The following is an 11843-nucleotide window of genomic DNA, read 5'->3' on the forward strand; positions in this document are numbered from 1 at the left end:
ATGGCCAGCACCGATACCAGCCACTTCCAGCGGTTCATCGAACGTGCCCGCGAGCGCGGGCAGCTCGTGGTGCAACCGCGCATGGGCTTCGCAGACATCCCGAGCATGCGTGCTGGCCTGGAGGCGGTGGCTCGCCAACCGGGCGCCCTGGGTACCATCACTCTCGACAGTTACACCCGTGTCGGCGATTACCAGAGCGCCCTGCGCTGCCTCAATGACGGCAGCCCGCTCAACGGCTTCCCTATCGTCAGCCATCCGCTGGAAGCCCTGCGCGGCATGCTCGACGGCCTCTACGGCGCGGACTTCCCGATCCAGGTACGCCATGGCACGGCCCAGCCACAGAACATCTTCAAGCGCATGGCCGCAGTCGGCCTGGACGCCACCGAAGGCGGCCCAGTGTCCTACTGCATGCCGTACAGCCGCCTGCCGCTGCTGCACGCGGTGGATGCCTGGGGGCAAAGCTGCCGGGCGCTGGCCGAGGGCACCGCACATGGCCACATCGAGAGCTTCGGCGGCTGCCTGCTGGGCCAGTTATGTCCACCCTCGATGCTGCTTGCGGTGGGCCTGCTCGAAGCCATGTTCTTCCGCCAGTACGGCATCCGCAGCGTGTCGCTGAGCTACGCCCAGGGCACCAGCATGGCCCAGGACCAGGGCGCACTGCGCGCCTTGCGCGAGCTGGCGGCGCACTACCTGAGCGATATCCACTGGCACGTGGTGGTGTACACCTACATGGGCGTGTTCCCCAGCACCGAGCATGGCGCCCGCCGGTTGATCGTCGACAGCGCCCGCCTGGCCCAGGCCACCGGTTGCGAACGGCTGATCGTCAAGACCGTGGCCGAGGCCCGGCAGATCCCCTCGGTGCGCGACAACCTCCAGGCGCTGGACATGGCCAGCAGCAGCGCGGCGCAGGCGCCGGCGGCGCTCGACCCAGCCAGCCAGGGCTATTACGAAGAGATCCTGATGGAAACCCGGCAACTGGTCGACGCCGTGCTCGAGCTGCACGCTGACCTGGGCACCGCGCTGCTGCAGGCCTTTGCCCGGGGCTTGCTGGATATCCCCTACTGCCTGCATTCGGACAACCCCGGCCGCGCCACCACCTTGATCGACGACCACGGGGCGCTGCGCTGGGCCAGCCTCGGCGGCCTGCCGCTGGCGCGTAGCCACGCGGCAGGCAACGCCGATCACGGCGTGCGCGCTGACCAACTGTTCCAGATGCTGCACTACATGGTGAACCGTTATGACCAACCCTTGCATTGAACCCGGCCAGCGCCCGCTGGTGCTGGTAGACGCCTTCTCCACCGGCGCCTTTCTCGCTCGCGCCCTGGCCGAGCACCGCCCGCTGCTGCATGTAAGCTCGCGACGCGACATGCCGGCGGCCTTCGCCGCCAGCTGCCCGCAGGCCCTGTTCGCCCAGCACTACCAACTGCACGAGGTCGGCTTCGAGCCGCTGTGCCAGGTACTGGCGGCCCAGCACCCCGAGGCCGTGCTGACTGGCAGCGAGTTCGGCGTTGAGCTGGCCGACCGCCTGGCCGCCGCCCTTGGCCTGCCGGGCAACGACCCGGCGCTGTCGGTAGCGCGCCGCGACAAGGCGCTGATGGCCGAGCAAGTCGCCGCTACCGGCTTGCCGGTGGCAGCGCAGTTGCGCACCGGCAGTGCCGAACAGGCCTGCGCCTGGTTCCAGGCCCAGGGCGCACGGCCGGTGGTGGTCAAGCCGCTGGACAGCGCCGGCTCCGACCAGGTGTTCATCTGCCGCGACGCCAGCCAGGTCCGCGATGCCGCCAATGCCATCCTCGGCGGCACCAACCTGATGATGCGCGACAACCATGAAGTCTTGGTGCAGGAGTACCTCGAAGGCGACGAATACGTGATCAATACCGTCAGCCACCATGGCCAGCACTGGCTCAGCGATGCCTGGCGCTGCACCAAGACCCTGAGCGAGGATGGGCGCAAGATCTACGACAGCGAATACCTGCTGGCTCCCGACGACCCGTGCCTGGAGACCTTGGTCGACTATGTCGAGGGGGTGCTCGACGCCCTGGCCATCGCCGAGGGCCCGGCGCACACCGAGGTCATCCTCACCGCCGCCGGGCCACGCCTGCTGGAAACCGGCGCACGCCTGTCCGGCCTGGCCAACCCGCCCGCCCTGCAGGCTGCCACCGGCGCCGACCAGGTCAGCCTGACCGTCGAGGCCTGCCTGACACCTGCGCGCCTGCTGCAGCGCCCACGGCGTTATCGCCAGTTGCAGGCGGCTTGCACCCTCAACCTGATCGCCCGTGGCCAGGGTCGCTTCGACCTGGGCCGGGTAACCTCGCACCTCGACCAGCTGGCCTCGTACCACAGCGCCCGCTGGCGTTTCAGCGACGGCCGCGTCCTGGCGCCGACCGTCGACCTCAACAGTTCGCCGGGGGCCGTGTTCATGGTCCATCCGCAACCTGACCGCATCCGCCAGGACCAACTTGCCTGGCGGACGTGGGAGCAAGACTGGCTGTAACCGGGAGCCCCACCTACCGGGGCCGTTTCACCACTAAGGAGACACTGATGAGCACGCAAATCCGTAACGGACGCATGACTGTCCCGCAACTGGTGGCCATGAAGGGTCGCCAGAAGATCGTCTCACTGACGGCATACTCCAGCGCGATTGCCCAGGTAATCGACCCTCTGGTCGACTTCATCCTGGTCGGTGACTCCACTGCGATGGTCGGCTACGGCCGCAGTTCCACCCTGGGCATGCGCCTGGACGAGACCATCGCCCATACCCGCGCCGTGGTCGACAGCACGCGCCTGGCCTGCGTGATCGCCGACATGCCGTTCGGCAGCTACCAGGAAAGCCCTGAGCAGGCATTTCGCAACTGTGCCGAGGTGCTGGCCCGCACCGGCTGCGCCGCAGTGAAACTGGAAGTCAACCAGGTGCTGGCCAGCACCGTGGCATTTCTGGTTGAGCGCGGCGTACCGGTGATGGCGCACATTGGCCTGATGCCGCAGTTCGTCAACGTGATGGGCGGCTACAAGGCCCAGGGCCTGAGCTCGGAAGGCGGCGCGGCACTATTGGCCGACGCCCGCGCCAACCTGCACGCCGGCGCTTTCGCCCTGTTGCTCGAAGGCGTCGCCGAGCCGGTGGCCAGGGCCATCACCGAGGCCAGCGACAAGCCGACCATCGGTATCGGCGCTTCCCCGGCGTGCGATGGCCAGGTGCTGGTCACCGAGGACCTGCTGGGCCTGGGGGGCGAGCACGTGCCACGGTTCGTCAAGCAGTACGCCGATGTTGCCGGGGTGATTCGCGAGGCCTGCGCACGCTTCGGCGACGAGGTGCGTGACGGCACCTTCCCGACGCTTGGCCACTGCTATGGGGTCTGAGCCTCGTCCTGGATCGCCTTGACCAGGCGCTGCAGCGCCTGGGGGATGTCCTTGCTCCAGTCCAGCGTGTAACACAGCCTCAGGTGGCTACGCCACAGGCCTTGCTGACTGAAGATTTCCCCGGGCGCGATGACGATGCGCTGGTTCAACAGGCGCTGGAAGACCCGGCGCATTTCTACCGGCCGGGTCGCTTCCAGCCACAGGCTCGCCCCACCTTGGGGCTCGCCCCAGCGCAGGTATCCCTGGCCGTGGAGCTCCAGCAGGCCCTGCATGTGCTGCATGCGCTCGCGCAGCATGGCGCGCAGCAACTGCAAGTGCTGGTCGACACGGCGTGAGGCGTACAGCTTGGCGATGGCCTTCTGGCGTATTGGCGACAGGCGGAAGGCGCGCTCCAGAAACAGTTGCTGCAACTGCTCGATATGGCGCCGGCACAGCAGGTAGCCATAGGGCGCCTCGGAACCGATGACCTTATCGAGGGTGGAAAACACCAGCAAACGGTTGGGGTCGGCGAAGTCGCGATAGCGGGCCGGCGATGGCTCGAAGCAGAACTCGCCATAGCCATCGTTCTCGAACAGCCACACATCCCGCTCGGCCAGCCAGCGACAGATCTGCTGCTTGTCCGTGGCCGGCATCAGCCCGCCCTGGGGCACGTTGGTGGCCGAGGACAACACCGCCAGACGCACGGGCTTGGCATGCAGCAACTGGCGGAACTGCTCCAGGTCGAAACGGCCGTCAGCGCGCAAAGGCACCTCGACGATGGTCATGCGCGCGGCCAGCAACTGGCGCAGCACCGCCCAGGAACAAGGCGACTCGACCAGCGCTACCTGGCCTTCCAGGCTAAGGGCACGCAGCGACAGTTCGAGGATGCTGCGCAGGTCCGAGCCGATGAACACATGCTCGGCGTGCCAGTAGCGCTGTGGCGAGCGCGTGTAGCGGTCGGCCAGCACACCGCGCAGCTCCGGCTCGCCGAACGGCTGGTACAGCGGCGCATGGGAGCGTGGGTACTGGCGCGCCAGTTCACGCTCGATCATCAGCAGCGGTTTTTCCAGCGACAGAAGCATGGCCGGTGCATCGCTGCTCAGGGCCTGCATGCCGGGTTGGCGGGCGCTGGAGAACACCGTGTCGAGCAGGCTGGGTGAACATTCGCCGTGCAGCGGTGCCTTGCTGGCCCGGGTGAAGTAACCGTACCTGGGCCTCGCGTATACCCGGCCCTCGTCCTCGAGCAGCGAATAGGCGTACTTGGTTGATGACACCGACACGTTCAGGCGCTGGGCCAGCTGGCGCAACGACGGCAGGCGCTGTTCAACATCCGACGGGGAGGCTTCGATCCAGTCGAGCAGGTACCGGTATACGGCCTGGTAGGTGTAGTGGGACTTGATATTATTGTCTGCTTCCATTCTCACAGGGTCACTTCTGAAAAAGCGCAGGCACAGGGTACACGCGAATCCCGCGCGCTGCCCTACGCCCCGGGCGGTGTGGTGTAAACCCTGTTCGAAACGGGACAGAAGCACTGAACAGGACCCGGCAACCTGCCAGGGGCTTTTTCGTTTGTGCGACATGTCGCGTTTCTGGCACTCCCGTGCCAAGGGTCATTGGTGTTAGCGTGGGCGTCTTCCCGTTCCCGACGGGTAACCCACACAATGATTGGCGAAGGAATGCGCACAACCATGCACCTGAAAAAACTTACCGCCACCACCCTGCTGCTGGCCAGCATCGGTCTTTTCACCCTCCCGGCCCAGGCCAACCTTACCCAGCAGCAGTCCGCTGCCATCGTCAAAGCCTTCGACGGCAGCGACCCAAGCGACTTCAAGCAGTTCCTCGGCAAGCTCAAGGGCAACGACCTGGCCAAGGCCGACAACCTCAAGGCAACGCTCGATGCCTACCTGGCTGGCAAGCCACTGGCAGCCGAGCAACAGAACGAGATCAACCGCCTGCTCGGCCTGTACACCCGCATCAAGTACGGCAAGGCCGCCAGCGAAACCCTGCGTGAACTGGTGGCCATCCCGACCTTCAATGTCGAAGGTACGCCGCAGCACGAGAACCCCGAGTTCCTCAAGATCGCCGACAAGATCAAGGCCCTTGCCGAGCGCTTCGGCCTGGCCTTCCGCAACATCGACAACCGGGTGTACGAGATTTCCCTGGGCAGCGGCAAGGAAGTGGTCGGCATCCACGCCCACGCCGACGTGGTGCCGGTCAACCCGGAAAACTGGAAGCTGGCCGATGGCACGCGCCTGGACCCGTTCAAGGTGACCTTGGTTGGCGACCGCATGTATGGGCGCGGCACCGAAGACGACAAGAACGGCATTGTCGTGGCGATGTACGCACTGAAAGTGGCCAAGGACGAGAACCTGCCCCTGGCCCGGCAGTTCAAGCTGCTGATCGATACCACCGAAGAAACCAGCGGCGATGCCATCCCGTACTATTTCGAACGCAACCCCACGCCGGACTACAACCTGGCGCTCGACGGCGGCTACCCGGTGGTCATCGCCGAGAAAGGCTACGGCACGATCATGGCCAGCTTCAGCAAACGCCCGGGCACTGGCAAGGGTGCGGAAATCGTCAACCTGACCGGCGGCCTGGCCACCAACCAGATTCCGACTACCTCCGTGGCGACACTGGTCTCCGAAAACCCGGCACAGCTTGCCAAGCATCTGCAGCAGGCCGGCGCCAAGTACGTGAAGCAGCATGGCGGCGATTTCAGCATCGATGCCAAGCCCGATGGCAACAACGTGCTGCTGACGGTGACCGGCGTTTCCGCCCACTCTTCCGAGCCGGAATCCGGGGTGAACCCGGTGGCGCGCATGCTTGATTTCATCAATGGCCTCGGTCCGCAGGTGCCGATCAAGCACAACCACTTCACCGATGCCGCCCGCTACGCCGCCGACAACTGGGGCCTGGACTACCTGGGCAACAAGCTTGGCGTGGCCTTCAAGGACGCGTTCATGGGCCCGCTGACGGCATCGCTGACCTTTGTCGGGGTTGATGACAAAGGCCTGAAACTGGCCGTGAACCTGCGCATCCCCAAAGGCAAGCCAATCGCCACGATCAAGGACGAACTGGCCGACAAACTGGGCAAGTGGACCCGGCAAAGCCACACCTCGGTGGCCTTCGACTACAGCCTGGACGAGCCGATGTACCGCAACCCCGAGGGCGAATGGGTCAAGGCCCTGCTTGATGTCGCCACCGAGAACCTGGGCATGAAGCACGAGTTCGGTACCTCGGCAGGGGCAACCTCGGTGCACGACCTGCCCAACGGCGTGCAGTTCGGCCTGGCCATGCCGGATGTGAAATACACCGGGCACAACGACAACGAGTTCAAGACCGTGGAACAGTTCATGCTGGACCTGCAGGTGGTGAGCGAGATGGTGGCGCGGATCGGGCAGATGCCGAAGCTCTGATTGACTGTACCGGTCTCTTCGCGGGCACGCCCGCTCCTACAGGAATTGCGCAACTATCGAAGTCGGTGCGATACCAGTGGGAGCGGGCGTGCCCGCGAAGAGGCCAGCACAGGCGACCACTCATGACGTTTTTCAATCGACTCCATGCCGTTTCCTGCATTGCCGTGCAGAGCGCCGTACCGGATGCTTTATTTACTCCGAGACATGGCTTTTCCACCCGCAGAGGCTCGTATGAAGACCGTCGAACAAATCCTCAAGACCAAGTCCCAGCACCAGACCGTTTACACCATCGGCCCGGATGACTCGGTACTCGACGCCCTGAAAATGCTGGCGGAGAAAAACGTCGGTGCGCTGCCCGTGGTCGAGGGCAACCAGGTGGTGGGTATCGTCAGTGAACGGGACTATGCGCGCAAACTGGTGCTCAAGGGCCGCTCTTCCGCTGCCACGCCGGTGCGCGAGATCATGAGCGCGCCGGTGGTCACCGTTGAGCCGAAGCAGAACCTCGAGTACTGCATGAACCTGATGACCAACCGCCACCTGCGCCACCTGCCGGTGGTCAGCAATGGCGAACTGCTCGGCCTGCTGTCGATCGGTGACCTGGTCAAGGAAACCATCGCCGAACAGGCCCGCCTGATCCTGCAGCTGGAACAGTACATCCGCGGCGAATAAACGCCCTCAATGGTAGGCACGCTCCAGCTCGTCCAGTTGATGGTCGAAGCTGCGCAGGCGTGCCGACCAGGTGTACACCAGCACTTCCAGGTCACGGTTGAGCACGGCGGTGTTGCCATGGCCGCTGTGGGTGGGCTCGCCCAGGTCCAGCTGGTAGCGCTCACGGGCCATCGCCTGGGCAACGCTGGACAGGTCGCGGGCATTGGCCAGCCAGTGGTGGTGGTGGTCATGAATTTCGCGGTCCAGCACCCGACATTGGTTTTTCAGCGCATCCAGGCTCTGCTCCAGCGGTGTGCCTTTCAGCTCGCCCATGACTTCTTCGAAGGTGCGCCCGGAATGCCAGTAGCTGCCCCAGAAATAGCGATCGAACACCGTTTCGACGCGGCGCAGTGCGACTTTGGTGTTCCAGATGGTCAGCAACGTTCGCCCCTGCACCACTTCGCGCTTGTTCAGGTGCAGTTGCTGCCAGGCGATCCAGGTCAGCGCCACCAGGGCCACCGCCACGGTAACCGCAGCAGCGGCGTACAGGAAATGCACAGCCTGGTTCATCTGTTGCGTCTGCCTGATGCCATAGAAGTAACTGGCCGTCAGGGTGCCCAGGATCGTCACGGAGCACCAGAAACCTGGTGCGTAGGGATCTTTCATCGCGCTATCCCCTTGTTGTTTTCCTGAGCATAGCAACGGCCAATCACTCGTCAGGCACCACTCGGCGCTTTATTTCTTGCGCGGGTGCAGCGCCTCGTTCAACTGGTCGATCATCGGGATCCAGTCGTCATCGGCGATGTACTTTTCTTTCAGGAACGCACGCTGTGAGTCGCTCCAGAAAGGGGCGTCAACCAGCTTTACATCGTCATCCAGCGGCGAATGGGTGGTGATGAAACGGTCGATGTCGACCGGGTCGTCAGACAGCCCCAGCTGTTTGAAAATCTCAGACAACGGATGAATCGGCTTGTCCATGGTTCCTCCTCGGCGCCGGGCCGGTCGTCGACGATGCCGGCCCGGCATGGGTTGAGAGCATCAGCTGAGCTCGCGCACTTCGGCGCGTGGCACCAGCTTGAGATATTGCTCCATGCTCATGTGGATCAGGTGATCGTGGTCACCCGCCTCCAGATAGACATCGCCCTGGCGGGTAAGACTCGAATCAAGCAGCATCTTTATCTGGTAGGCATCGCCAAGCGCCGGCACGGCACCGCGCTCGCAGTCGCCGAACAGGCTCGGCAGGCCGCTCTCGCGGGTCAGTTGCCAGGCCCCGGACATGCGCACCTTGGTCATGTCCAGGTGCCGATTGGCCGGCAACACGGCCATGATGTAGTTGCCATGGCGGTCATCGAGCACCACCGACTTGGCGACCCGCTCGGCGGGCACCCCGGCCGTGCGGGCCGACTCCAGGCTGGTGGCCGAATGGGGATGGGGAATGATGTCGTAGTCGCAGTTGGCCTTGTTCAGGCGATCCTGCAGGGTCTTTGCCATACGCATGATGCACCTCCGGTTTCGTCCCCCACTGTCCAATTCTAGGTCGGCTACCGAGCCGCAGGGCTAAACTTGTGCAATAGAACACTCGAGGTGACGACAGGTGATTGCCCGCTGCTGGCGCTGGCTGTTGCTGCTGTTGCTGCTTGGCATCGCGCCGGGCGGCCAGGCAGCGCCCGGCGCGGTGTGGGTGCTGGGCATCGATGATGCCATCGGCCCGGCCAGCGCCGACTACCTGGTGCGCAGCCTCGACCAGGCCCAGGCGCAGGGCGCGCAACTGGTAGTCATCCGTCTGGATACCCCGGGTGGGCTGGACAGCGCCAGGCGCCAGATGATCAAGGCGATTCTCGCCAGCCCGGTACCGGTCGCCACCTTCGTGGCCCCAAGCGGGGCTCGCGCCGCCAGCGCCGGCACTTATATTCTCTACGCCAGCCACATCGCAGCCATGGCACCCGGGACCAACCTCGGTGCCGCCACACCGGTACAGATCGGTGGCCCGCCCGGTGCTGCCAAAGCGGACAAGGCCAAAGGCAGCGCTGACGAAACCCTCACCCGCAAGCAGGTCAATGATGCCGCGGCCTACATACGTGGCCTGGCGCAGCTGCGCGGGCGCAATGCCGACTGGGCGGAGAAAGCCGTGCGCGAGGCGGTAAGCCTGCCCGCCAGCGAGGCCTTGCGGCTGAACGTGATCGACCAGCTGGCCGATGACCTGCCCGGGCTGCTGCGCAAGCTCGATGGCCAAACGCTCACTGTCGCGGGCCAGTCGCGTCAGCTGCAGACCACCGGCGCCAGCCTGGTCGAGCACTTGCCGGACTGGCGTACACAGGTACTGGCGGTAATCACCAACCCGAGCGTGGCGCTGATCTTGATCATGGTCGGGGTGTACGGCCTGCTGTTCGAGTTCATGAACCCTGGCTCGACAGTCGGTGGCGTGGTTGGCGGCATCTGCTTGCTGCTGGCGCTGTATGCGCTGCAGCTGCTACCGGTGAGCTTCGCCGGCGTGGCCCTGATATTGCTCGGCCTCGCCTTCATGGTCGGCGAGGCCTTCCTGCCCAGTTTCGGCGTGGTCGGCTTTGGCGGCATCGTCGCTTTCGTGGTCGGCGCGCTGATCCTGATCGACACCGACGCCCCCGGCTTCGGCATTCCATTAGCCTTGATCGGCACCCTGGCAATGCTCTCGGCATTGCTGATCGGCGGTGTGATGGGCATGGCCCTCAAGGCCCGTCGACGAGCGCTGGTCAGCGGCGATGCCGGCCTGGTCGGCAGCCTGGCCACGGTCACCGGGGTAACGGCCGGCAACCCGCACTGCGGTTTCGTCCTGGCCCAGGGCGAGCAATGGCAGGTGCAATGTGCAACGCCATTGCAACCAGGCCAGCGCGTGCGGGTGACAGCCCGCCAAGGCGTCATGCTGGAAGTGAGCGCCGCCGCACCTGCGGCGCAAGGAGAGTGACCATGTTCATGCAACTGGGTTTCGGCGCGGTACTGGTCGTACTGCTCATGCTGTTGCTGTCGGCGTTCCGCATCCTGCGCGAATACGAGCGCGCGGTGGTGTTCCAGCTGGGCCGCTTCTGGCAGGTGAAGGGGCCGGGGCTGATCCTGTTGATTCCGGTGGTGCAGCAGATGGTACGGGTCGACCTGCGCACGGTGGTGCTGGATGTGCCGCCGCAGGACGTGATCACCCGCGACAACGTCTCGGTCAAGGTCAACGCCGTGGTCTACTTCCGCGTGCTCGACCCGCAGAAGGCGATCATCCAGGTCGAGGATTTCCTCGTGGCAACCAGCCAGCTGGCCCAGACCACGTTGCGCGCCGTACTGGGCAAGCACGAACTGGACGAGTTGCTGGCCGAACGTGAACAGCTGAACGCGGACATCCGCCAGGTGCTGGACGCCCAGACCGACGCCTGGGGCATCAAGGTGGCCAACGTCGAGATCAAGCACGTCGACCTCAACGAATCGATGGTGCGCGCCATTGCCCGTCAAGCCGAGGCCGAGCGCGAACGGCGGGCCAAGGTGATCCATGCAGAAGGCGAGTTGCAGGCATCGGAGAAGCTGATGCAGGCGGCGCAGATGCTGAGCAAGGAGCCAGGCGCGATGCAGTTGCGCTATATGCAGACGTTGGGGGCGATCGCCGGGGACAAGAGCTCGACCATCGTCTTTCCGCTGCCGGTGGATCTGCTCAAGGGGCTGGTGGACAAGCAGCAATAGCTGGGGGCGCGTTGCGCCCCTTTCGCGACGCAAGGCAGCTCCTGCAAGGCTCGTTCAACGCCTGCAGGAGCCCCCTGGTTCGATCAGACTGGTGCGCGGCGCAGGGTCGCCAGGAAGGTTGCCGCACCCAGGAACAACCCGGCAAAGGTCCGGTTCAGGCGCTTCTGCTGCCTGGGCGTACGCAGCAGACGCAGCACCCGCGCAGCCAGGCCGGTGTAGCCGGCCATTACCAGCATGTCGACAGCGACCATAGTCACAGTGATTGCCACATACTGCGGCAGCAGCGGGGCATGCGGGTTGATGAACTGTGGCAGCACCGCCAGCATGAACACCAGCGCCTTGGGGTTGCTGACGTTGACCAGGAAACCGCGGAACACCAGGCTCAGTGGCTTGCCGATCGGGCGCACGCCGGACTCATCGCTCATGTCCATCGGCAGGGCGCGCCATTGCTTGTAGGCCAGGTACACCAGGTAGCCGACCCCAAACCATTTGATGATGTGGAAGGCCGTGGCCGAAGCGGCCAGGATGGCACCGACGCCGGCGGCAATGATGGCGATTTGCACAATCAGGCCCAGCTGCAGGCCCAGGGCGTTCCAGTAACCACGCCAGAAACCGTACTGCAGGCCGCTGGACATCGAGGCAATTGCCCCGGCGCCGGGTGAAAGGCTGATCACCCAACAGGCGGCAAAGAAGCCCAACCACACTTCCATCGACATCACACACCTCGCTCGAACATATGTTGCAAAA

The 11843-nt window shown here is 64.7% G+C and carries 12 protein-coding genes; 7 read left to right on the forward strand and 5 right to left on the reverse strand.

Features of this window, described 5'->3' with window-relative positions; translation table 11 throughout:
- From ACLEJP_RS07635 to panB, 3 genes are read left to right on the forward strand one after another with little or no spacing between them, the layout of a single operon-like run.
- Positions 1 to 1257 carry a methylaspartate mutase gene (locus ACLEJP_RS07635; protein ID WP_440805235.1) on the forward strand — a complete coding sequence of 419 codons (1257 nt, stop codon included), beginning with the start codon at positions 1 to 3 and terminating at the stop codon, positions 1255 to 1257.
- Positions 1238 to 2491 carry an ATP-grasp domain-containing protein gene (locus ACLEJP_RS07640; RefSeq protein ID WP_440805238.1) on the forward strand — a complete coding sequence of 418 codons (1254 nt, stop codon included), beginning with the start codon at positions 1238 to 1240 and terminating at the stop codon, positions 2489 to 2491. The genes ACLEJP_RS07635 and ACLEJP_RS07640 overlap by 20 nt, the downstream gene beginning before the upstream one ends.
- 47 nt (positions 2492 to 2538) lie before the next feature.
- Positions 2539 to 3354, forward strand: a complete 816-nt coding sequence (gene panB, locus ACLEJP_RS07645; protein WP_440805239.1) for a 3-methyl-2-oxobutanoate hydroxymethyltransferase — start codon at positions 2539 to 2541, stop codon at positions 3352 to 3354.
- Here panB and ACLEJP_RS07650 read toward each other — a convergent pair.
- Positions 3342 to 4751 (reverse strand): PLP-dependent aminotransferase family protein, encoded by a 1410-nt coding sequence (locus ACLEJP_RS07650; protein WP_440805241.1) that lies wholly within the window; start codon positions 4749 to 4751, stop codon positions 3342 to 3344. The genes panB and ACLEJP_RS07650 overlap by 13 nt on opposite strands.
- A 270-nt stretch (positions 4752 to 5021) precedes the next feature.
- Here ACLEJP_RS07650 and ACLEJP_RS07655 point away from each other — a divergent pair, with 270 nt between their 5' ends.
- Entirely contained in the window at positions 5022 to 6752 is a 1731-nt protein-coding gene (locus tag ACLEJP_RS07655; RefSeq protein WP_440805243.1) for a dipeptidase, read from the forward strand.
- 231 nt (positions 6753 to 6983) lie between these two features.
- Positions 6984 to 7421 carry a CBS domain-containing protein gene (locus ACLEJP_RS07660; RefSeq protein WP_225779968.1) on the forward strand — a complete coding sequence of 146 codons (438 nt, stop codon included), beginning with the start codon at positions 6984 to 6986 and terminating at the stop codon, positions 7419 to 7421.
- A 6-nt stretch (positions 7422 to 7427) separates the two neighbouring features.
- Here the strand turns inward: ACLEJP_RS07660 and ACLEJP_RS07665 are convergent, their stop codons facing one another.
- The 3 genes from ACLEJP_RS07665 to ACLEJP_RS07675 all read right to left on the reverse strand — a co-directional run bounded on the left by ACLEJP_RS07665 (position 7428) and on the right by ACLEJP_RS07675 (position 8897).
- Complete coding sequence (locus tag ACLEJP_RS07665; protein WP_225779967.1) at positions 7428 to 8066, reverse strand: NADH:ubiquinone oxidoreductase subunit N; 639 nt, start codon at positions 8064 to 8066, stop codon at positions 7428 to 7430.
- A gap of 69 nt (positions 8067 to 8135) precedes the next feature.
- Positions 8136 to 8378, reverse strand: coding sequence for a DUF2789 domain-containing protein (locus tag ACLEJP_RS07670; protein WP_289131614.1), 243 nt, complete (start codon positions 8376 to 8378; stop codon positions 8136 to 8138).
- Between the two features lie 60 nt (positions 8379 to 8438).
- Positions 8439 to 8897, reverse strand: a complete 459-nt coding sequence (locus tag ACLEJP_RS07675; protein WP_289131613.1) for an aminoacyl-tRNA deacylase — start codon at positions 8895 to 8897, stop codon at positions 8439 to 8441.
- Between the two features lie 97 nt (positions 8898 to 8994).
- Between ACLEJP_RS07675 and ACLEJP_RS07680 the strand changes: the two genes are divergently transcribed.
- Both ACLEJP_RS07680 and ACLEJP_RS07685 read left to right on the forward strand, forming a co-directional pair.
- On the forward strand, positions 8995 to 10341 hold the full coding sequence (locus ACLEJP_RS07680) for an NfeD family protein (protein WP_440805248.1): 1347 nt from the start codon (positions 8995 to 8997) through the stop codon (positions 10339 to 10341).
- A 2-nt stretch (positions 10342 to 10343) separates the two neighbouring features.
- Entirely contained in the window at positions 10344 to 11096 is a 753-nt protein-coding gene (locus ACLEJP_RS07685; RefSeq protein WP_289131611.1) for a slipin family protein, read from the forward strand.
- An 83-nt stretch (positions 11097 to 11179) separates the two neighbouring features.
- Here the strand turns inward: ACLEJP_RS07685 and ACLEJP_RS07690 are convergent, their stop codons facing one another.
- Entirely contained in the window at positions 11180 to 11812 is a 633-nt protein-coding gene (locus ACLEJP_RS07690) for a LysE family transporter (RefSeq protein ID WP_289131610.1), read from the reverse strand.
- Positions 11813 to 11843 lie beyond the last annotated feature (31 nt).

Origin of the sequence: Pseudomonas sp. SMV7, from assembly GCF_052041995.1 — a bacterium.
Lineage (GTDB): Bacteria > Pseudomonadota > Gammaproteobacteria > Pseudomonadales > Pseudomonadaceae > Aquipseudomonas.

What these genes read in the sequence shown, in the direction of transcription:
- ACLEJP_RS07640 (WP_440805238.1), top strand. Translation starts at nt 1,238, where the DNA reads ATGACCAACCCTTGCATTGAACCCGGCCAGCGCCCGCTGGTGCTGGTA.
- ACLEJP_RS07670 (WP_289131614.1), bottom strand. Translation starts at nt 8,378, where the DNA reads ATGGACAAGCCGATTCATCCGTTGTCTGAGATTTTCAAACAGCTGGGG.
- ACLEJP_RS07635 (WP_440805235.1), top strand. Translation starts at nt 1, where the DNA reads ATGGCCAGCACCGATACCAGCCACTTCCAGCGGTTCATCGAACGTGCC.
- ACLEJP_RS07660 (WP_225779968.1), top strand. Translation starts at nt 6,984, where the DNA reads ATGAAGACCGTCGAACAAATCCTCAAGACCAAGTCCCAGCACCAGACC.
- panB (WP_440805239.1), top strand. Translation starts at nt 2,539, where the DNA reads ATGAGCACGCAAATCCGTAACGGACGCATGACTGTCCCGCAACTGGTG.
- ACLEJP_RS07650 (WP_440805241.1), bottom strand. Translation starts at nt 4,751, where the DNA reads ATGGAAGCAGACAATAATATCAAGTCCCACTACACCTACCAGGCCGTA.
- ACLEJP_RS07685 (WP_289131611.1), top strand. Translation starts at nt 10,344, where the DNA reads ATGTTCATGCAACTGGGTTTCGGCGCGGTACTGGTCGTACTGCTCATG.
- ACLEJP_RS07655 (WP_440805243.1), top strand. Translation starts at nt 5,022, where the DNA reads ATGCACCTGAAAAAACTTACCGCCACCACCCTGCTGCTGGCCAGCATC.
- ACLEJP_RS07690 (WP_289131610.1), bottom strand. Translation starts at nt 11,812, where the DNA reads ATGTCGATGGAAGTGTGGTTGGGCTTCTTTGCCGCCTGTTGGGTGATC.
- ACLEJP_RS07675 (WP_289131613.1), bottom strand. Translation starts at nt 8,897, where the DNA reads ATGCGTATGGCAAAGACCCTGCAGGATCGCCTGAACAAGGCCAACTGC.
- ACLEJP_RS07665 (WP_225779967.1), bottom strand. Translation starts at nt 8,066, where the DNA reads ATGAAAGATCCCTACGCACCAGGTTTCTGGTGCTCCGTGACGATCCTG.